The sequence below is a fragment of the Pseudidiomarina taiwanensis genome (assembly GCF_003987435.1).
Taxonomy (GTDB): domain Bacteria; phylum Pseudomonadota; class Gammaproteobacteria; order Enterobacterales; family Alteromonadaceae; genus Pseudidiomarina; species Pseudidiomarina taiwanensis.
Map to the genome: position 1 here is coordinate 55,863 of NZ_PIQG01000005.1, position 19,109 is coordinate 74,971.

At 48.5% G+C, this 19,109-nt stretch carries 19 protein-coding genes and 1 tRNA gene; 17 read left to right on the forward strand and 3 right to left on the reverse strand.

Annotated elements, in window-relative coordinates:
• The first annotated feature begins 6 nt into the window (after nt 1–6).
• From CWI83_RS09500 to tgt, 12 genes are all read left to right on the forward strand, one after another.
• Nucleotides 7–1,188 (forward strand): phosphoglycerate kinase, encoded by a 1,182-nt coding sequence (locus tag CWI83_RS09500; RefSeq protein ID WP_126828438.1) that lies wholly within the window; start codon nt 7–9, stop codon nt 1,186–1,188.
• 32 nt (nt 1,189–1,220) lie between these two features.
• Nucleotides 1,221–2,285 (forward strand): class II fructose-bisphosphate aldolase, encoded by a 1,065-nt coding sequence (fba, locus tag CWI83_RS09505; RefSeq protein ID WP_126828440.1) that lies wholly within the window; start codon nt 1,221–1,223, stop codon nt 2,283–2,285.
• Between the two features lie 22 nt (nt 2,286–2,307).
• Nucleotides 2,308–3,108 (forward strand): DUF481 domain-containing protein, encoded by an 801-nt coding sequence (locus tag CWI83_RS09510; protein ID WP_241969920.1) that lies wholly within the window; start codon nt 2,308–2,310, stop codon nt 3,106–3,108.
• A gap of 111 nt (nt 3,109–3,219) precedes the next feature.
• The gene (locus CWI83_RS09515; RefSeq protein WP_126828442.1) at nt 3,220–4,767 is read left to right on the forward strand and encodes a peptide MFS transporter; all 1,548 of its coding nucleotides are present in this window, start codon (nt 3,220–3,222) and stop codon (nt 4,765–4,767) included.
• A 148-nt stretch (nt 4,768–4,915) separates the two neighbouring features.
• Nucleotides 4,916–5,596, forward strand: coding sequence for a TIGR00153 family protein (locus CWI83_RS09520; protein ID WP_126828444.1), 681 nt, complete (start codon nt 4,916–4,918; stop codon nt 5,594–5,596).
• A gap of 16 nt (nt 5,597–5,612) precedes the next feature.
• On the forward strand, nt 5,613–6,881 hold the full coding sequence (locus CWI83_RS09525; RefSeq protein ID WP_126828446.1) for an inorganic phosphate transporter: 1,269 nt from the start codon (nt 5,613–5,615) through the stop codon (nt 6,879–6,881).
• Nucleotides 6,882–7,012: 131 nt separating this feature from the next.
• Nucleotides 7,013–7,555 carry an RNA polymerase sigma factor gene (locus tag CWI83_RS09530; protein WP_126828448.1) on the forward strand — a complete coding sequence of 181 codons (543 nt, stop codon included), beginning with the start codon at nt 7,013–7,015 and terminating at the stop codon, nt 7,553–7,555.
• Nucleotides 7,552–8,103 carry a hypothetical protein gene (locus tag CWI83_RS09535; protein WP_126828450.1) on the forward strand — a complete coding sequence of 184 codons (552 nt, stop codon included), beginning with the start codon at nt 7,552–7,554 and terminating at the stop codon, nt 8,101–8,103. The genes CWI83_RS09530 and CWI83_RS09535 overlap by 4 nt, the downstream gene beginning before the upstream one ends.
• On the forward strand, nt 8,100–8,759 hold the full coding sequence (locus tag CWI83_RS09540; RefSeq protein WP_126828452.1) for a hypothetical protein: 660 nt from the start codon (nt 8,100–8,102) through the stop codon (nt 8,757–8,759). Before CWI83_RS09535 ends, CWI83_RS09540 begins: the two co-directional genes overlap by 4 nt.
• Before the next feature lie 27 nt (nt 8,760–8,786).
• A complete protein-coding gene (locus tag CWI83_RS09545) occupies nt 8,787–9,125 on the forward strand; it encodes a hypothetical protein (protein ID WP_126828454.1) in 339 nt (112 codons plus the stop codon).
• Between the two features lie 107 nt (nt 9,126–9,232).
• Nucleotides 9,233–10,279 (forward strand): tRNA preQ1(34) S-adenosylmethionine ribosyltransferase-isomerase QueA, encoded by a 1,047-nt coding sequence (gene queA / locus CWI83_RS09550; protein ID WP_126828456.1) that lies wholly within the window; start codon nt 9,233–9,235, stop codon nt 10,277–10,279.
• A gap of 39 nt (nt 10,280–10,318) precedes the next feature.
• Nucleotides 10,319–11,434 (forward strand): tRNA guanosine(34) transglycosylase Tgt, encoded by a 1,116-nt coding sequence (tgt, locus tag CWI83_RS09555; RefSeq protein WP_126828457.1) that lies wholly within the window; start codon nt 10,319–10,321, stop codon nt 11,432–11,434.
• Here the strand turns inward: tgt and CWI83_RS09560 are convergent.
• Complete coding sequence (locus CWI83_RS09560) at nt 11,427–12,056, reverse strand: MarC family protein (RefSeq protein WP_126828459.1); 630 nt, start codon at nt 12,054–12,056, stop codon at nt 11,427–11,429. The two genes, tgt and CWI83_RS09560, sit on opposite strands and share 8 nt — an antisense overlap.
• Nucleotides 12,057–12,247: 191 nt before the next feature.
• Here CWI83_RS09560 and rpsU point away from each other — a divergent pair, with 191 nt between their 5' ends.
• From rpsU to CWI83_RS09585, 5 genes are all read left to right on the forward strand, one after another.
• Nucleotides 12,248–12,463: a 30S ribosomal protein S21 gene (gene rpsU, locus CWI83_RS09565; protein ID WP_034733010.1), complete on the forward strand. Its 216-nt coding sequence runs from the start codon at nt 12,248–12,250 to the stop codon at nt 12,461–12,463.
• Nucleotides 12,464–12,605: 142 nt separating this feature from the next.
• A complete protein-coding gene (gene dnaG, locus CWI83_RS09570; protein WP_126828461.1) occupies nt 12,606–14,348 on the forward strand; it encodes a DNA primase in 1,743 nt (580 codons plus the stop codon).
• Nucleotides 14,349–14,515: 167 nt separating this feature from the next.
• The gene (locus CWI83_RS09575) at nt 14,516–14,908 is read left to right on the forward strand and encodes a DUF3192 domain-containing protein (RefSeq protein WP_126828463.1); all 393 of its coding nucleotides are present in this window, start codon (nt 14,516–14,518) and stop codon (nt 14,906–14,908) included.
• Nucleotides 14,909–15,014: 106 nt separating this feature from the next.
• Nucleotides 15,015–16,856, forward strand: a complete 1,842-nt coding sequence (rpoD, locus tag CWI83_RS09580; protein WP_126828465.1) for an RNA polymerase sigma factor RpoD — start codon at nt 15,015–15,017, stop codon at nt 16,854–16,856.
• A gap of 77 nt (nt 16,857–16,933) precedes the next feature.
• Nucleotides 16,934–17,009, forward strand: a tRNA-Ile gene (locus CWI83_RS09585).
• A 315-nt stretch (nt 17,010–17,324) separates the two neighbouring features.
• Here the strand turns inward: CWI83_RS09585 and CWI83_RS09590 are convergent.
• Together CWI83_RS09590 and CWI83_RS09595 are read right to left on the reverse strand one after the other, a co-directional pair.
• Nucleotides 17,325–18,239, reverse strand: coding sequence for a tetratricopeptide repeat protein (locus CWI83_RS09590; RefSeq protein WP_126828467.1), 915 nt, complete (start codon nt 18,237–18,239; stop codon nt 17,325–17,327).
• Nucleotides 18,240–18,253: 14 nt separating this feature from the next.
• On the reverse strand, nt 18,254–19,006 hold the full coding sequence (locus CWI83_RS09595) for a hypothetical protein (RefSeq protein ID WP_126828469.1): 753 nt from the start codon (nt 19,004–19,006) through the stop codon (nt 18,254–18,256).
• Nucleotides 19,007–19,109: the final 103 nt, after the last annotated feature.

A 19,109-nucleotide genomic window follows, 5' to 3' on the forward strand; every position in this document is an offset into this window, starting at 1 on the left:
ACAACCATGTCTGTAATTACTATGGCCGACTTGGATCTTGCAGGACTGCGCGTGTTGATTCGTGAAGACCTTAATGTCCCGGTGAAAGACGGCAAAGTGCAATCGGATGCGCGCCTCAGAGCAGCCTTACCGACCATTCAAGCAGCGCTCGCTGAAGGCGCGAAAGTTATGGTGATGTCTCACCTGGGCCGCCCAGAAGAAGGGGTCTATGCCGAGGAGTTCTCGTTGCAACCGGTGGTGGACTGGTTGAATGAAAATCTTCCTGTGCCAGTTCGCTTAGAACGTGATTATTTGAATGGTGTCGAACTTGCCGATGACGCTGTTGTAGTGTTCGAGAATGTTCGTTTCAACAAAGGCGAAAAGAGCAACGATGATGGCTTAGCACAACAACTCGCCAGTTTGTGCGATGTTTTTGTTATGGATGCCTTTGGCACCGCCCATCGTGCCCAAGCATCGACCCATGGGGTGGCGAAATATGCCGATGTTGCATGCGCCGGCCCATTGCTTGCCGCCGAACTAGATGCGCTGGGTAAAGCGCTAGAAAACCCAGCGCGGCCATTGGTGGCTATTGTTGGTGGCTCGAAAGTGTCGACCAAGCTGACGGTGTTGGACTCCCTCTCAAATGTGGTTGACCAACTTATCGTTGGCGGTGGTATTGCCAACACCTTTATTGCGGCGGCAGGTCACGATGTGGGTAAATCTCTTTACGAAGCTGATTTAGTTCCTGAAGCGCAGCGGCTGGTCGCAGCGGCCCAAGCTAAAGGTGGCGATATTCCGTTACCCTCAGATGTGGTGACAGGGGTAGAGTTCAGTGAATCAGCAGCCGCGACAACCAAGTCTGTCGAGGCGATTGCAGCGGATGATATGGTATTTGATATTGGACCAGAAACAGCCGCGAAATTTGCTAAGATTTTGGCAACTGCTGGAACCATTGTTTGGAATGGCCCGGTAGGGGTATTTGAATTTGATCAATTTGGCGCTGGGACGAAAGCCTTAGCAGAGGCGATTGCGAATAGCTCAGCGTTTAGTATCGCTGGCGGTGGTGATACCCTAGCGGCCATTGATAAGTACGATATCGCTGATAAAATCAGTTATATTTCTACCGGCGGTGGAGCTTTCCTTGAGTTTTTAGAAGGCAAAAAACTTCCCGCTGTAGCGATTCTGGAAGAACGCGCATTAAACGGCTAAGGCCGTCAGATTAGGATAATCAGGAGATTTTTATGGCTTTAATTTCATTACGCCAATTACTCGATCACGCAGCTGAGCATGGCTACGGCGTGCCGGCATTTAACGTGAACAACCTTGAGCAAATGCGCGCTATTATGGAAGCGGCAGATGCAACGGATAGCCCAGTTATCGTTCAGGCTTCAGCAGGAGCGCGCAGTTATGCCGGTGCTCCATTTTTACGCCATTTGATTTTAGCTGCCATTGAAGAATGGCCGCATATCCCAGTGGTAATGCATCAAGACCATGGTACTTCACCAGCGGTTTGTCAGCGCTCTATTCAATTAGGCTTTAGCTCGGTGATGATGGATGGTTCATTACACGAAGACGGCAAAACCCCAGCTGATTACGATTACAACGTGCGAGTGACTCAGCAAGCGGTTGCGATGGCGCACGCATGTGGTGTTTCAGTAGAGGGCGAGCTCGGTTGCTTGGGCTCACTCGAGACCGGCGAAGCTGGAGAAGAAGATGGCATTGGTGCTGAAGGTAAATTGACGCACGATCAGTTGTTAACTGATCCAGAGGAAGCGGCACAATTTGTTGCGGCGACCAATGTTGATGCCTTAGCGATCGCTTGTGGTACCTCGCATGGCGCCTACAAATTCTCGCGTCCGCCAACAGGCGATATTCTGGCGATCGACCGCATCAAAGAAATTCACCAGCGCATTCCAACCACGCACTTGGTAATGCATGGCTCGTCGTCAGTTCCACAAGAGTGGCTGAAAGTGATTAACGAGTTCGGCGGTGAGATTCCGGAAACTTACGGTGTGCCGGTTGAGCAAATCGCTGAAGGAATTAAGTATGGTGTGCGTAAGGTCAATATCGATACCGACCTGCGCTTAGCTTCAACGGGTGCGATTCGTCGTCACTTGGCGCAAAACACCAGCAACTTCGACCCGCGTAAGTATTTGAAAGCATCGACCGATGCCATGTACGAGATTTGTAAGGCGCGTTATGAAGCCTTTGGTTGTGCTGGCCAAGCAAGTAAAATCAAGCCAATCTCGCTCGAGCAGATGTTCAAGCGCTATGAGAGTGGCGAACTCGACGCCAAAGTAAAATAACTGAAATTAAAGAGAGATGACCGTGACCAAGTTCAAACCAGCTGTTATTGCAGCGCTCGTAAGCTGTAGTCTATTCGCTCCTGCACACGCGGCAGCGTCAATTTTTATGTATGACGATGCGGATGACTTAAGCACCACAGAAAAGCATGAGTGGGATGCCAGTGCTGAACTTGGTCTGCTCTTTACTTCAGGGAACACTGAGACTGAGACCTTTAAAACTAAGCTCAATGCTTCGCGTGATTACGAGAACTGGCGCTTAAAAGGGGTGGTGGATTACTTCCGTTCAAAGCAAGAAGACCAAGCGACCGGTGAAGACCGTGTAACTGGCGACCGCTTCTTTTTATCTGGCCAAGCCAACTACAAGTTTTCGCCTGAGTCTAAATCGTCTATCTTCGTATTTACCTCATATGAAGAAGATGAATTCAGTGGTTACGACTACCAAGGAACTCTAGCGATTGGTTATGGAGCGCGTTATCGCTACAGCGAGAGCCTCTATGCAGATTATGAGATTGGTCCGGGTTACGCCTTTGATCGTCCAATTATTGGCGGAATTGTCCAACCCGAAGAGAGCAGCGGTATTATTCGTGTTGCCGGCAACTTGGTGTGGGAAATCAGTGAATCAGCGAAACTTAACGCGCTCGCTTCATCTGAGAAAGGTAAAGACAATACCAAGACTCGTGCAGAGGTCTCGATTTCAGCCAATATCAACAGCTCGTTGGCGTTGAAGTTCTCGATTTCGGGTAACCATAACTCGTTTTTAGAGGATTCAAGCAAAGAGAAGTTAGATACTCAAACCGCAGTCACCTTGGTGTATAGCTTCTAAAATCAGCCCAGTATGCAAAAAAGCCAGACAGATTTCGCTGTCTGGCTTTTTTATTGGCGTGGTTTTGAGGTATGGTAACAGGGTTTTACACATCTAGAGTGAATAATAAGAATGAATCAATCGACTTCATCACAACAGAAAGATACGAGTTTCTTTGGGCATCCAGCTGGTTTGCAAACACTGTTCTTCACAGAAATGTGGGAGCGGATGAGCTACTACGGCATGCGTGCACTACTGGTCTTGTTTATGACCGCATCATTACAAGAAGGTGGTTTAGCGATCACTGTTGCCGCGGCAACCGCTATCTACGGTCTTTACACTGGTGCCGTTTATTTTATGGGCCTACCCGGTGGTTGGATTGCTGACCGTTTGGTCGGTGCGCAAAAAGCCACTTGGTATGGCGGTATTATTATTATGTCGGGACATATTGTCCTCGCTATTCCAAGCGTTGCCAGTTTTTACATTGGTATGATTTTAGTGGTTTTGGGTACTGGCTTATTGAAGCCGAATATCAGTGCCATGGTTGGCGATCTATACGATAGCAAAGACAGTCGCCGTGATAGTGGTTACACCCTTTACTACATGGGCATCAACATCGGTGCCATCATTGGTTACTTTGTAACGGGTTACCTACAAACTAGCGTTGGCTGGCATTGGGGCTTTGGTGCTGCTGCGGTCGGGATGTTCCTGGGCTTGGTGCAGTACAAGATGACCCAACCTAAGTTGCGTGGTGTGGGTGCCAAACCACCTAAACCGCTCTCAGCTGGCGGCGCAAAAGTCAGTTGGACGGTTATCGCTGCGTTCTTGCTCGGTTTAGTAATCGTAACCTATTCAGCATTGACGGGCGCACTCGTGATCGACCCGGTCGCCATTGCCAAGTATGTTGCGATTAGTATTACCATTGTGTTCTTTGCGTATTACATTGGTATTTTCTTGTTCGCCAAGCTCTCCCGTGATGAGATGAAGCGCCTTGGTGCCTTGTTCTTAATATGCGTGGCATCGACCTGTTTTTGGGCTGGCTTTGAGCAAGCAGGTTCATCGTTTAACCTGTTCGCCCGCGACTTGACTGACCGTATGATTGGTAGCTTTGAGATCCCAACCACTTGGTTCCAGAGCTTGAACTCGATTTTCTTGATCACCTTGTCACCTTTCTTCGCGGCGCTTTGGATTAATCTCAGTAAGCGTATGATCAACCCAAGCTATGGTTTCAAAACGGCACTGGGTCTAGTGATTATGGCAACTGGATTTATCGTCATGTTTTTCGCTGCACAAGCCGCAGCAAGTGGATTGAAAGTTGCCCCATACTGGTTGGTAACGGTTTACTTCCTGCACACTGTTGGCGAGCTCTGCTTGAGCCCGGTTGCGTTGAGTGCGGTATCTAAACTGTCACCGAAACGGATGGCGGGTCAGATGATGGGTGTGTTCGTCTTGACCTACTCGATTGGTAACGTCGTGGCAGGTCTATTGGCGGGTAATATGAACCCAGATAATCCTGCAGTGATGGCGGACCTGTTCTTGCAGATCACCTATTTTGGTCTAGCGGTTGGAGTCGTCGTTTTCTTGATTGCGCTGAAGACGCGTAAGTGGGAAGCCTTGGCTGAGAAAGATGATATGCCAGGCGCGGTGATTGATGCCAACGAACCGGTTAAGCAGGGCTAATGTAAGCCTGCGATAACAGTAAAGCCAGCCCTCGGGCTGGCTTTGTCGTTCAAAAAGTCGATAAAACGACAACAATGACTTACATTGAGGGGAGTTTTGATTAAAATAGCCCCCGACTTTTTAACTGCAGCAACAAAGGCGAACTTTTATGTCTGCTAACTCTTTTCTCGGAATGTTTGCGAAATCACCGATTAAACCGATGATTGAGCACATTGAGCAAGTCCATGATTGTGCAATGACGCTTAAACCCTTTTTCCAAGCCGTATATGCTGGTGATTGGGAGACAGCAAGAGACATCCGCACTGAAATCGTTAAAAAAGAACAGGCCGCTGACGCACTCAAACGTGATATTCGTTTGAACTTGCCAGGCGGCTTATTTATGCCGGTAGAGCGCACAGATTTACTCGAACTTGTATCGCAACAGGATCGCATTGCCAACAAGGCAAAAGATATCGCTGGCTTGGTGACGGGTCGCCGCATGGTGATTCCTGAGTCCTTGGTCGAAGCATTCGACACCTACCTTAGCCGCTGCTTAGATGCGACGGATAAAGCGAAAGAAACCATCGGTGAATTTGACGATTTGCTCGAAGCGGGTTTCCGTGGTCGCGAGCGTGAGGTCGTCGATCGAATGATTGCTGAACTAGATGCAATCGAAGCCGATACCGATGAAATGCAAATCGCCATTCGGCGTGAGTTGCGCGAGCTAGAAAAAGAGCTCCCACCGCTTGATGTGGTCTTCATGTATCAAATATTCGATTGGGTTGGTGATCTTGCTGATCTATCTGAGCGTGTTGGTGCGCGTTTCGAATTGATGTTAGCGCGCGTTTAAACGAGGAGATCGAGCAATGGATATTATTTCTACGTATCACATGACGCTGATTGTCCTCGCAGCTGCGTTTGCATTTTTTATGGCGTGGGGGATCGGTGCAAATGATGTCGCTAATGCGATGGGAACCTCAGTAGGTTCAAAAGCATTGACCATCAAGCAAGCGATTATCGTCGCCATGATTTTTGAGTTTGCCGGTGCTTACTTAGCAGGGGGTGAGGTTACCTCAACCATTCGTAAGGGCATTATTGATTCCGCTTACTTCGTCGATACGCCAGAGCTACTGGTGTTCGGGATGATCGGTGCGCTATTAGCTGCCGGCACCTGGCTACTGGTTGCTTCATGGTTAGGTTGGCCGGTCTCAACCACCCACTCGATCATTGGTGCAATCGTCGGTTTCTCCGCAGTTGGTGTGAGCGTTGACTCTGTGAACTGGAGTGGCGTTGTTGGGATTGTCGGCAGTTGGGTGATTACGCCAATGATTGCCGGGATAATCGCGTACTTTATTTTTATCAGTGCCCAACGTTTGATCTTTAACCAAGAAAACCCACTCGAGAAAGCCAAAACCTATGTCCCGTTTTATATGGCGTTAACTGGTTTTATGATATCGCTGGTCACCATCAAAAAAGGTCTAAAGCATGTCGGAATCAGCTTTTCGTTCTGGGAAGGTATTGCATTAGCGGTGGGAATTGCAGTGGTGGTTGCGGTGATCGGGAAAATTGCGATCAGCCGCTTGAAATTTGATCCATCCGCTGACCGTGAAATGCACTATACCAACGTTGAGAAGGTGTTCGCGATTCTGATGGTCGTTACTGCCTGTGCCATGGCTTTTGCGCACGGCTCAAACGATGTTGCGAATGCCATTGGACCATTAGCAGCAGTTGTTAGTGTGGTCTCAAATGGTGGTGAGATTACCAGCAAGGCACAACTCGAGTGGTGGGTGTTACCGGTCGGTGCGATTGGTATTGTTCTCGGCCTCGCCATGTTGGGGCGCCGCGTTATTGCGACCATTGGAAAAGGCATCACGCATTTGACTCCGAGTCGCGGTTTCGCTGCTGAATTAGCTGCCGCAACGACTGTTGTTCTTGCTTCAGGTACTGGCTTGCCGATTTCAACCACGCAAACGCTAGTTGGAGCGGTACTTGGGGTTGGGATGGCGCGCGGTATCGCAGCGCTCAATCTTGGCGTCGTGAGAAATATTGTGGTGTCGTGGGTCGTAACCTTACCCGCAGGTGCGGTTATGTCGATTATTTTCTTCTTTATTTTGAAAGCGATCTTCGTGGTTTAATAGCACACCAGAAGTTGCATAAAAGGGGAGCTTGGCTCCCCTTTTTTATTTTTTGATACAAATAAAAACTTTTTTCCCGCCCGAAACGAATACAGTAATGAATTCGTGAGGCTCAATTAAAAAGGAACCATATGTTTGCTCCATCTGACCAACGCTTGGTCAAGCGCGCTCGGGCGCATCATAAGCAAGCATGGCTGCAATTAGTCAAGCGCTATGAAGGGTTGGTGTTTAACCATGCGCTGCGGATGACAGGGAATCGCGATGATGCGATGGATGTGATGCAGGAAGTCTTCATCTCAGTGTTTCGCAATCTTCATTTATGGCGCGGCGATAGCTCATTTAAGACCTGGCTGATGACGATTGCACAACATCGCTGCGTTGAACACTTCCGGCGCCAACGTCCGCAAGCGCAAGAAGATGTGCTGGAACATATCGCTAGTGATGATGATTGGCACAACCCAGAGGCGGTCTATCGTGGTCAGGCACAGGGTCAACAGCTGGTTCGTGCGATGCAAGCATTGCCGTTTGAACAGCGCCAAGTGGTTGAATTGAAGTTTTTTCAGCATTTAACGTTAGAGCAAATTGCACAACAAACAGACTGTTCAGTGAATACCATCAAGTCTCGATTTTATAAAGCAATCGCTGCGTTACAGCAGCAGTTGGAGTCGCTATGAAGACAGAAAATGAATTTATCGAATGGGTACAGCGGCAAGCCGACCAACTTGAACCCGAAGCTGTACCCCCGTGGCCACGCGAACACAGCTATCAAGGTCAACAAGCGCTCGCGTGGTGGCAGCGCCCGTGGTTGCCAATGGCATCCCTAGCGACGTCCTTTATGGCGGTATTTATGGTGCTTGCACAAGTGCAATTAACGATTGATGAGCACGGCTTCAGTTTGCGTTTCGGTGATAACACGCAGCAGCAACTGACCGCCCTGGTTGAACAGCGCATGGCAGAGTATGGCGCCGACCAGCAGGTTCTCCTCGCGAACTATGCAAGTAACTTGCGAGCCGATTTGCGCACCGATATGGCGACAGAGATTGCCAGTGCGAATCAGACCTTAGTGAATTATTTGCTTGCGACCAGTCGCGAGGAGCGTCGTGATGATATGGCAGAACTTATCCGATATGTGAATTCGCAGCGCGAGGATGATCAAGTCTACTTTGCCAATCAACTGCAGCAATTATCTGAAGATTGGTATTTACCCCAGGAGAATGAATGATGAAAACTGTTTTAACCGCAACTAGTATCGCGATTGCATTGAGCGTGGGTATCGCAACTCAGGTTTTCGCAGACGAATCTCAGAATCGCTTGAAAGAGCAACTTGAGGTGATGAATAGCATTATGCAAACCAAAATGGGGCAGCAAGCCAGTGAAAAAGGGAAGCGCGTCAGAGTAGTTCGAAATGAGTTGGAGTACACTTACTTAAAGGACCAAGGCGTGGTGTATCGTGTCCCATTTTGGAAAAGTCGCTTTGAGTTTGTAACTGTGAATGGAGCCGTGACGATTCCGCCTATGCCGCCGATGCCTCCGATGCCGCCAATGGTTGAGCTTTCAGATGATATGGACGTCGTAGTTGATGAGGTCGATATTGATATGGAAATCATTGACGGTACAACTGCCGGTGGTACTCGCATTGTTCAGCGTGTACTTGAAGAAGATGGTCAAAATATTGAAGTTGTTATTGATGGCGATGAGGTCGTGATCAATGGCGAACCCGTTGAAGTTGAAGGCGCGCGCGCAATTTTTGTTGGTCAACGTGAGAATACTCGCGAATTAGCAGAGCTTGCACGTAAATTACGTGAGCAGCGGCGCCAGCTTCGCGACCTGAACTTCGCCTTAGAAAATAACCAAGGCGAGGGGAAAGTGAAACTTTAACAGCAAATTGCTGCAGTCGAAAAAAGTATGGAGCAGACGCGCGCTGAAATTGAAGCCATGCGTGCTGAGTTGCGCGAGCTAGGGAAAACCATGCGGGCCGAAGCAAAAGAGCGCAAAGCCAAGCGCGAGCAGCAACGCCAACAAAGCGTTGCGCAGTTTGAACAAGTGATGGTAACGACACTTTGTGACTACGGTAATACACTCAAAGCCTTGCCAAAGGATGAGCATGTTACCTTTGTTCTTGAAGGTGCCGGTGATGATGGAACGGATAAGGTCTTTATTTTCCGCCAGCGTGATATTGCTAATTGCTCAGGTAAAAAAGGCGCAAGTGATCTTTTAACCAAGGCGACTACGTATAGCTTTTGACCAATTAAATGATTGGTTGTCATCTCTCTTTAAGCGCACCGCCTGGTGCGCTTTTTTTTACCCGGCAAAACGGTTAAAGTACGCGCACTTTGTCGAGGAGTGAACCGATGAAACTTTCTGACTTTAATTTTGATTTACCTGATGAACTGATTGCGCGTTACCCTCAAGCCGAACGCAGTGCGAGCCGACTGCTGTGTTTAGATGGTGCGACTGGAGCAGTTGCGCATCGTCAATTCACCGATATCTTGGCGCTACTGGAGCCAGGTGACTTGATGATATTCAACGACACTCGGGTGATTCCTGCCCGGTTATTGGGCGAGAAAGTTTCAGGTGGGAAAGTTGAGGTGTTGATCGAGCGGATCACCGGTGAGGGCCGAGTCCTTGCTCATGTGCGCAGCAATCGTTCCCCTAAAGAAGGTCAGCGGCTTATCCTCGAAGGTCAAGTTGAAGTCGAAATGAAAGGGCGTCAAGACGGCTTGTTTGAACTTGAGTTTCTCACTGCGGAGCCTGTGCTCGAAGTTCTTGAAAAGTACGGTCATATGCCACTACCACCGTATATTGATCGCCCCGATGAAGAGAGCGACCGAGAGCGTTACCAGACGGTTTATGGCAAGAAGCCGGGGGCGGTTGCAGCGCCTACCGCGGGACTTCATTTTGATGACCAATTGCTCGCAGCGATAGCAGCGAAAGGTATTAATACGGCCTATGTCACTTTGCACGTTGGTGCGGGTACATTCCAGCCGGTGCGAGTCGATGATGTCACCACTCACCAAATGCATAGCGAATATGCTGAGGTGCCAGCTGAAACCATCGCTGCAATCAATGCTGCTCGAGCTGCGGGTAAACGCATCATTGCAGTTGGAACGACTTCAGTTCGCTCGCTAGAGTCCGCCGCACAACAGGCCAAAGCCGATGGTACTGAACTCAAACCATATTTTGCCGAGACGGATATTTTCATTTATCCGGGCTATGAGTTTCAACTCGTCGACGCCATGATCACCAACTTTCACTTGCCTGAAAGCACTTTGATTATGTTGGTTTCAGCATTTGCTGGACGGGAAGAAACACTGGCTGCCTACGCTCAAGCCGTAGCAGAGCGTTATCGCTTCTTTAGCTATGGTGATGCTATGTTTGTGACCCGTAAGCCAAGCTAGCGTATACTGTGGCGATAAATAGAGAGAAGCGGTGAAAGCATGAAGTTCGAATTACTCAAAACCAGTGGCAAAGCGCGGCGCGGTCGGATGATTTTTGCACGTGGAGTGGTGGATACCCCGGCTTTTATGCCAGTGGGAACGGCTGGAACGGTCAAAGGTATGAGCCCTGAAGAAGTTGCCGCGACCGGTGCGCAAATCTGTCTTGGGAATACTTTTCACTTGATGTTGCGCCCGGGTACTGGGGTGATTAAAGCCCACGGTGACCTGCATGATTTCATGAACTGGGATAAACCCATTCTTACCGATTCAGGTGGCTTCCAGGTATTCAGTCTTGGCGAATTACGCAAAATTACTGAAGAAGGGGCAACGTTTCGCTCGCCCATCAATGGTGAAAAAATTCTTCTTACTCCCGAAAAGTCGATGGAAGTGCAGCGCGATTTGGGCTCTGACATTGTCATGATTTTCGATGAGTGCACCCCGTATCCAGCCACAGTTGAGCAGGCCGAGAAATCGATGGAGTTATCATTGCGCTGGGCTGAGCGCTCGAAGCAAGCCCATGGTGATAATCCTTCTGCTCTATTTGGCATTATTCAGGGTGGAATGTACGAGGATTTGCGCAGTGTATCCCTTAAAGGGCTTGAAGCGATTGGCTTCGATGGCTATGCGATTGGCGGTTTATCGGTAGGCGAACCGAAAGAAGATATGATCCGCATTCTGGACCACATTGCGCCAGAAATGCCGAGCGATAAGCCACGCTATTTAATGGGTGTCGGTAAACCTGAAGACTTAGTCGAGGCCGTGCGCCGAGGCGTTGATATGTTTGATTGTGTGATGCCTACGCGGAATGCACGCAATGGTCATTTGTTTGTAAGCACAGGCGTGGTGAAAATACGTAATGCGGTGCATCGCCACGATACCGGGCCACTTGATCCTGAATGTGATTGTTACACGTGTCAAAACTATTCGCGCGCCTATCTGCATCATTTGGATCGCTCCAATGAGATGCTCGGCGGGCGCTTAAACACCATCCACAACTTGCACTATTATCAGCGCGTTATGCAGGACCTGCGGGATGCGATCGCTGAAGATCGACTCGAGCAACATGTTGCAGAGTTTTATGCAAAGCGAGGTTTAGAGGTTCCCGCGCTTAAATAGCGCGGGCAATATCAACGATGTAAGGTTTGATTCCTGCAAACACGAACTCGATCGCGATCAGCATCACGATCAACCCCATCAGGCGCATCAGAATTTTAGAGCCACTGCGACCAAGCCGAGCCAGCAGTTGACGGCCGCTCGCTAAGACAATCGCGGTGATGATGCAGACAGTCACAATTGCGGCAAATAAACTGATTGAGTTTGACGGTGCATTGTTGTCTTGCATGATGAGAATCACCATGGTGATTGCGCCTGGTCCAGCAATCATGGGGATCCCGATTGGGGTAACGGCAACATCTGAACCAAAATCTTCTTCTGTTTCACCATCGACTCGCTTTGGAACGGTTCGTCCGCGCAGCATCTCGTAGCCCATGACAAAGAAGAGGATTCCACCAGCAACGCGTAAGCCATTGACAGATATGCTAAAAAAGTTAAATATCGCATCCCCGATGAAAGCAAATACGGTCAGGGCAATACAAGCGGTCACAGCTGCACGCATCGCGACCCAGCGTGCCGCTTTAGGTGACATCGCCTCAGTTAGCGCAATATAGATCGGGATCGCCGCCACCGGATTGATCATGGTGAACAGGGATGTGAATTGAAACAGAAAGGTTTCCAACATTGGATATCGACTCCTAAGCCGCAAAAAATAAGTGGTTGGAACGGTAAGTGCTTAGTGTAATTGAAAATGATCTGAGCCGCGAGGGTTAGGATCAATTATTCATCGATCCGACTTTACATCGTTTGGCGGAATGGTTAGAATTGCGCACCATTTTTGATCAACAACAGAATTTTCATTGAGGTGAGATTTTAATGCCAGTTGTTAAAGTTAAAGAAAACGAGCCGTTTGACGTAGCGTTACGTCGCTTCAAGCGCTCTTGCGAAAAAGCAGGTGTATTATCTGAAGTGCGTCGTCGTGAGTTTTACGAGAAGCCTACTTCAGAGCGTAAGCGCAAAAAAGCGGCTGCTGTAAAACGTCATGCGAAGAAGCTGTCGCGTGAAAACGCGCGCCGCACTCGTCTGTACTAAGACTGCGCGTTAACACCAAAATTAGAGAGCCGAAGTGTTTTGCACTTCGGCTTTTTTATTGGGGCTTTCGTATAACCCAGATCGGACGTAGAATAGCAACTCATCACTCACTGCAACTTTATAATTGGATTACCCCTAGTTCATGGCCGGCTTAATACCCAAAAGCTTTATTCACGACTTACTCGAACGCGCCGATATCGTCGAAGTGGTTGATAGTCGTGTGCCGTTGAAAAAAGCCGGTCGCAATTACCAAGCCTGTTGCCCATTTCATAATGAGAAAACTCCGAGCTTTTCGGTGGCACCCGACAAGCAGTTTTATCACTGCTTTGGTTGTGGTGAGCATGGGAATGCCATCGATTTTCTCATGAACTTTGATGGTCTGGAGTTCCCTGAAGCGGTCGAGGAGTTGGCCTCGATGCTTGGCCTCGAAGTTCCTCGTGAAACTTCAGTGAATCCGCAAGCCGAGGCAAAAAAACGTGCGCAGGCGCATGATGATTATCAGCTCATGGAACGTGCGACACAGTTTTTTGCCAAGCAATTACGCAGTCACAGCAACAGCAGCCAAGTTATTGACTACTTAAAGGGACGAGGATTGACGGGCGAAACGGTCAAGCGCTTCCAAATTGGTTACGCCCCGAGTGAGTGGGACAGCCTCCAGAAAGCACTGGCTAATTCTGCTGCAACTCGCCAGCAACTGCTCGATTTGAAGTTATTGAATCAAGCTGATTCTGGCAAAGTATACGACTTCTTCCGTGACCGCATCATGTTCCCTATTCGTGACCGGCGTGGTCGTGTGGTTGGTTTTGGTGGGCGCATACTCGCAGGTGATGGACCGAAATATTTAAACTCACCTGAAACCCGAATTTTCCATAAGGGGCGTGAGTTATACGGCTTTTATGAACTGAAACAGGCGCATCGACAGCCGCAGCAAGTGGTGATTGTCGAGGGCTATATGGACGTTGTCGCGCTGGCGCAGGCGGGGATAGATTATGCAGTTGCTTCGCTCGGTACTGCGACAACTCCTGAGCAATTACAGATGTTGTTTCGTGCCACGCAGCGCGTGATCTGTTGCTATGATGGCGATAGAGCAGGTCGCGATGCAGCCTGGCGGGCACTTGAAAATGCCTTGCCATTACTTACTGACGGCTTGGAAATGAGCTTTCTATTTTTACCCGATGGCGAAGACCCAGATAGTTTGGTGCAAAAAGAGGGCGCCGAGAAGTTTGCTGAGCGGTTCGCGCAAGCACAAAGCTTTACCGACTACTTTTTTGAGCATCTAAGCCGTGATCTTAACCTAGCGTCAGATGCTGGGCGGAGCGCGCTATTACGCGATGCTCGACCGCTCATCGAAAAGGTTGCCAGTCCGTTTTATCGTGAACTGCTGCTCGAGCGCTTGGCGAACTTATTGCGTCGTGAAACCTCACAAGTAGCCGCGCATATTCAAACCCCAAGCAAAACCAAAGGGAAACAGCCGCAACAAAAAATGACCCCGATGCGACGGGCGATTGGGTTACTGATTCAACATCCAGAAATTGGTCGAGAGGTGCCTGTTCACGAAGAACTGGCAGGGCTCGATATTGCGGGTATGCCATTGTTATTAGAATTGCATCGCCTCACTCATCAGCAGCGTTACACCACAGCACAACTACTCGAAAGCTGGCGCGGGCGTCCGGAAGAAAAACCACTGCGACAACTGAGTCAATGGCAGCATCATCTCGAAGCGGATGCGGTTATTGCGGAATTTCGCGATATCTTCCTGTATTTTATTGACCAGTTCGTAGAGCAACGCGCGAGTGAATTACTTGAGCGGGAAAAACATGCACCGCTCACGCGTGCCGAGCGCGAAGAGTTTATGACGTTGCTGAAATATCGCAAAGGTTCGTAATTTTCCACACCTATTGGTGAGTTTCACAACTTACACATCGCAACACTTTCTCTCAAGCCCTTACAAATGCTTGCTTCAAGAGTTTGGCATTGTTCTTGCATAATCCTTCTTGTCTGACGAAGAGACATAATAGTTCTAACCCTAGATGTAAGAAAAAGGAAGAGAGTATGACGCGTACGAATAAATTAGCGCTTGCTGCCGCAGTTGTCGCAGCGAGTTTGAGTTTGCAAGGTTGTATCGTGGTTGCCGATGGTGATGGGGTTCGTGAGTGGGATAATTTAGCACAGCATGAACGCGTTGAACGCGATAACCGTCGTGTGATTGCGAGCTTAACCGAAGGCGATGCCTTAGCCTCTATTCAGGCAGAACTTGGCACGCCTAACTTTTCTGAGCTGGTAGTGGATAACGGCACGCGCTACCGCGTATTGTATTACCGCACCCATCGGGTGACAGCGGACGGTGAAACCACTAAAGATGAATGCACCCCACTGGTCTTTCGTGATGACCAGCTGATCGGCACAGGCGAGCTTGCATTGCGCCAAATTCCTCTCGCTAACTGATTATTTTCTGGCTCAAAAGCACAGTTTCTGCTACAATATCCGGTCTTAAATTTTGCCTTTTTAAGGCCGGTTTTTTCGCCAAGTTTAGAACAGGTGGTAGATCTGTATGCAGCAGAGTCGTCAGTCGCAACTCAGAATTCTTATTGCTAAAGGAAAAGAGCAAGGGTATCTCACCTTCTCTGAAGTAAATGATCACTTACCCTCTGAGATTGTAGATTCTGATCAAATCGAAGATATTATTGCCATGATCAACGACATGGGTATCAAGGTGTTCGAGAGTGCACCTGATGCTGATGAATTGATGATGAGTGAAGATACCGCTGATGAAGATGCAGCGGAAGCTGCTGCCGCAGCACTTGCGAGTGTTGATGGTGAGCTGGGTCGGACAACTGATCCCGTGCGGATGTATATGCGCGAGATGGGAACGGTTGAGCTATTGACCCGTGAAGGCGAAATCGATATCGCTAAGCGTATCGAAGAAGGTATCAACCAAGTTCAATGTTCCGTCGCTGAATACCCTGAAGCAATCAACTTCCTGCTCGAGCAGTGGGATACGTGTGAAGCTGAGGAAATGCGCCTGACGGATATCATCTCTGGTTTTATCGATCCAAACGAAGTGGACGAGGCACCTGTGAGTGCGACCCACATCGGCTCTGAATTACCAGAAGAAGAACTCGACGATGAAGATGATGACGATGACGACGATGATGACAGCGATGATGATGCATCAGAAGGCGGCATCGATCCGGAATTTGCGCGGCAGAAATTTGGTGAATTACGTGACCAATACGAAAAGACGCGCAAAGCCATCAGCAAGCATGGTCGTGACCATGCCAAAGCGCGCGAGCAAATCGAAGCGCTAAGTGAATTGTTCAAACAATTCCGGTTAGTCCCAAAACAGTTTGACCGCTTAGTCAAAGACATGCGCGATATGATGCATCGCGTGCGGGTGCAAGAGCGCCTGATCATGAAGATGGTGGTCGAACAAGCGAAAATGCCAAAACGGGCATTCATGAAGTTATTTGTTGGCCACGAGAATAACCTCAGCTGGCTAGATAAGGCGCTCGAAGGTAAAGGCGATTATATTGCCGCACTTGAAACCTTGCGTCCTGAAATCGAGCGCTGTACCCAAAAACTTGCGGAAGTTGAGCAAGAAACTGGGCTGACTATTGCCAAAGTAAAAGATATCAATCGCCGTATGTCGATCGGTGAAGCCAAAGCGCGCCGGGCGAAAAAAGAGATGGTTGAAGCCAACTTGCGTTTGGTTATTTCGATTGCGAAAAAATATACCAACCGCGGGTTACAATTCTTGGACTTAATCCAAGAAGGGAATATTGGTTTGATGAAGGCGGTAGATAAGTTCGAATACCGCCGTGGTTATAAATTCTCGACCTATGCGACCTGGTGGATTCGCCAAGCCATCACGCGTTCGATTGCGGATCAGGCGCGTACGATTCGTATTCCGGTGCATATGATTGAAACCATCAACAAACTAAACCGGATCTCGCGGCAAATGCTGCAAGAAATGGGGCGGGAGCCGACGCCAGAAGAATTGGCTGAGCGGATGGTGATGCCAGAAGACAAGATCCGTAAAGTCTTAAAAATTGCGAAAGAGCCGATTTCAATGGAAACCCCGATTGGCGACGATGAAGATTCGCATCTTGGCGATTTCATCGAGGACACCACCCTCGATTTGCCTGTCGACTCTGCGACCTCAGAAAGTCTGCGTAACGCGGTTCGCGACGTGCTCGGTGGACTCACTCAGCGGGAAGCGAAAGTGCTGCGGATGCGCTTTGGTATCGATATGAATACCGATCACACCCTAGAGGAAGTCGGTAAACAGTTTGACGTAACCCGTGAGCGGATCCGTCAGATCGAAGCAAAAGCTCTGCGCAAGTTGCGTCACCCAAGTCGCTCTGAGCAATTAAAGAGCTTCTTAGACGAATAAATTGCAATTCCAGTCATGACAAGCGGGCGGAAATTTTCTATACTTCCGCCCGTTTTTCTTACCCGCTATTCGAATATGGCCCCTTAGCTCAGTGGTTAGAGCAGCCGACTCATAATCGGTTGGTCCCCAGTTCAAATCTGGGAGGGGCCACCATCTCCACTAGATTAGTGGTTGTATGGTAAACAATTACTTACACTCTTTAAGTTTACTAGAAAAGTCTTAGGTTCCTAGCTTGGTAACCTTGGACAATTTGATTTTTTATGAGCTTACCAGTACAGCAGCCTCACTAATAATAGCGAATAGATCATAGTAACGGTATGCGCAAGGATGACTAGTCCGCCCGAATGCACCTGTGTTGTCACATCCGTGGCGAGACTGGTGAACTCGGAGCTTTTTGAAAAAAGAGCCACCTTAAATACTAATGTGGCTATAAGCTGCTTATTGCCCATCACTCTGTTTTCTGAGCCTTTAGAGCGCAGCCAATAGGTCATGTAAAGCACGGTCATTCGCTTGGCCGTGTTCCTCTGCAAGAGACTTGTAATGCCCAACAGCGTCATCGTTTTGGGCAAGGCTTTGTAGTTGCGCCATTCTCGCATAAGCCCATGCTATTTCAGGAATTTCAATGGCACTGTCGTATTCCTCTAGGTATTGCGTTAAAGCGTTAATACCTTCAACAATATTGTCTTCACTGAAGACCGCATTTCTTGCGATTTGATATAGACCATTCAAGTAAATATCGCGCTTGTCTTGTTGGAGTTGGGTCAGCTCTGCTGAACGCAGAAACGCAGAATGTGCGTCGCTGTACTTTCCTTGTTCCTGCAGATTCAAACCGAGTCTTAATTGAACACCGGCAAATTCAGGATATTGCGTTGCCAAGCGCTGTAACTCGTCGCCATATTGGCGGGAATGAAACACATTGATAACACGTAAATGAGCGATAGCTCCGGCCTCTCGATTCAATTCCTGAATGTTAATTACTTCTTGTTTTGCTCGGTCTTCTCCGCCACCAACAATACCCGGCGCATTTAAGTAATAGTTAAATAGCGCCTCTCTGTATTGCAGGTTATCGGGTTCAATCGCTACAGCTTGTTCTAGGCAGTTTCGGCTTTTTCCGGCAAATCTAATCGCTTTCATAAAACCTTCACTGGCGCGTAATCCGTAGATCATCCCGCAGTAATAATTCACTTTCGGGTTATCTGGAGCCAGCTCTAATGCTTGCTCCATATAGTTTTCCGCATCGCCAAGGAAATCTGGGAAGTGCGTTTCAATGTTTTCGATGAGGCTCTCAACGGAAGCCTCTTGAGTGTTGGCATGCAAACTTGAAGACAATACCAGTGCAATGGTTATCACACTCATTCTGAGGGGGAGTGTTAGTACATTCATAATAATTTCTTGTTCTAAATATTTTTCTTTCCAACAGTTTTTGGAACTGTTGGCGGGTCATATTTTTTTGATAATTTAATGATAAAGAGCGTGCCGACAATTCCTGGAGCTATCCATAGCGCGGTGTAGATTGAGCCAGTTGCGGAAAGCACTGTCGCAGCACCAAACACGATAAACGCGGTATAAGCTCCGATACCCGAGCCGATATATGCGCCAAGATGCTCGCGTAGCCATGCCTTTCTGGAGTAGTTTTGAGCGAAGATGAATTTCAGATTAGAAAAGCCAATCCAAAAGCCAAGCGCGCCAAAAGCGATGTGCAGAACCAGATTATTGAGAACGCCAACAATAGCAAGCGCCAATCCATTGAGGGCAAGTACAGCAAGAATCGTAATAAGATATGGCTGCTTTAATCCACTATGGTTAGCTTTGTGGTTGAGAACCGCATTCCCATAGTAGATGGCACTATGAATTAAAATACTTAAATGCAGAAGAAACCACGCAAACAGTTGAGCGTACTCAACCCTAGCCTCGGCAAGATGAGGAACGGTGTAGAGTTCAGGTTTCACCACAGAGGTCAGTAGCAGTGTAAGAGTCGACATTGCGATCCCCGTAAATGCCACCGTATTCATACTGAACCCGTAATACCGCCCAAACTTTTTGTGGTTCAAACTGCCTTTGCGAGTTAAGGCTGGAACCCAAAACAGCAAAAGCGATAATGAGCCCGCCAAGATATGGGTGAAAAGTAAACCCTGATAAAGATGTAACATGACAGTTCTCCTGTGTATGTTTAACAACAGGGGAAATAATATTTCTTATGACTTGACGATATCAGTGACGAAAGTCATGACTTTGAACGTGACTTTTGGCCTA

What these genes read in the sequence shown, in the direction of transcription:
- CWI83_RS09500 (WP_126828438.1), top strand. Translation starts at nt 7, where the DNA reads ATGTCTGTAATTACTATGGCCGACTTGGATCTTGCAGGACTGCGCGTG.
- fba (WP_126828440.1), top strand. Translation starts at nt 1,221, where the DNA reads ATGGCTTTAATTTCATTACGCCAATTACTCGATCACGCAGCTGAGCAT.
- CWI83_RS09515 (WP_126828442.1), top strand. Translation starts at nt 3,220, where the DNA reads ATGAATCAATCGACTTCATCACAACAGAAAGATACGAGTTTCTTTGGG.
- CWI83_RS09520 (WP_126828444.1), top strand. Translation starts at nt 4,916, where the DNA reads ATGTCTGCTAACTCTTTTCTCGGAATGTTTGCGAAATCACCGATTAAA.
- CWI83_RS09525 (WP_126828446.1), top strand. Translation starts at nt 5,613, where the DNA reads ATGGATATTATTTCTACGTATCACATGACGCTGATTGTCCTCGCAGCT.
- CWI83_RS09530 (WP_126828448.1), top strand. Translation starts at nt 7,013, where the DNA reads ATGTTTGCTCCATCTGACCAACGCTTGGTCAAGCGCGCTCGGGCGCAT.
- CWI83_RS09535 (WP_126828450.1), top strand. Translation starts at nt 7,552, where the DNA reads ATGAAGACAGAAAATGAATTTATCGAATGGGTACAGCGGCAAGCCGAC.
- CWI83_RS09540 (WP_126828452.1), top strand. Translation starts at nt 8,100, where the DNA reads ATGATGAAAACTGTTTTAACCGCAACTAGTATCGCGATTGCATTGAGC.
- CWI83_RS09545 (WP_126828454.1), top strand. Translation starts at nt 8,787, where the DNA reads ATGGAGCAGACGCGCGCTGAAATTGAAGCCATGCGTGCTGAGTTGCGC.
- queA (WP_126828456.1), top strand. Translation starts at nt 9,233, where the DNA reads ATGAAACTTTCTGACTTTAATTTTGATTTACCTGATGAACTGATTGCG.
- tgt (WP_126828457.1), top strand. Translation starts at nt 10,319, where the DNA reads ATGAAGTTCGAATTACTCAAAACCAGTGGCAAAGCGCGGCGCGGTCGG.
- CWI83_RS09560 (WP_126828459.1), bottom strand. Translation starts at nt 12,056, where the DNA reads ATGTTGGAAACCTTTCTGTTTCAATTCACATCCCTGTTCACCATGATC.
- rpsU (WP_034733010.1), top strand. Translation starts at nt 12,248, where the DNA reads ATGCCAGTTGTTAAAGTTAAAGAAAACGAGCCGTTTGACGTAGCGTTA.
- dnaG (WP_126828461.1), top strand. Translation starts at nt 12,606, where the DNA reads ATGGCCGGCTTAATACCCAAAAGCTTTATTCACGACTTACTCGAACGC.
- CWI83_RS09575 (WP_126828463.1), top strand. Translation starts at nt 14,516, where the DNA reads ATGACGCGTACGAATAAATTAGCGCTTGCTGCCGCAGTTGTCGCAGCG.
- rpoD (WP_126828465.1), top strand. Translation starts at nt 15,015, where the DNA reads ATGCAGCAGAGTCGTCAGTCGCAACTCAGAATTCTTATTGCTAAAGGA.
- CWI83_RS09590 (WP_126828467.1), bottom strand. Translation starts at nt 18,239, where the DNA reads ATGAATGTACTAACACTCCCCCTCAGAATGAGTGTGATAACCATTGCA.
- CWI83_RS09595 (WP_126828469.1), bottom strand. Translation starts at nt 19,006, where the DNA reads ATGTTACATCTTTATCAGGGTTTACTTTTCACCCATATCTTGGCGGGC.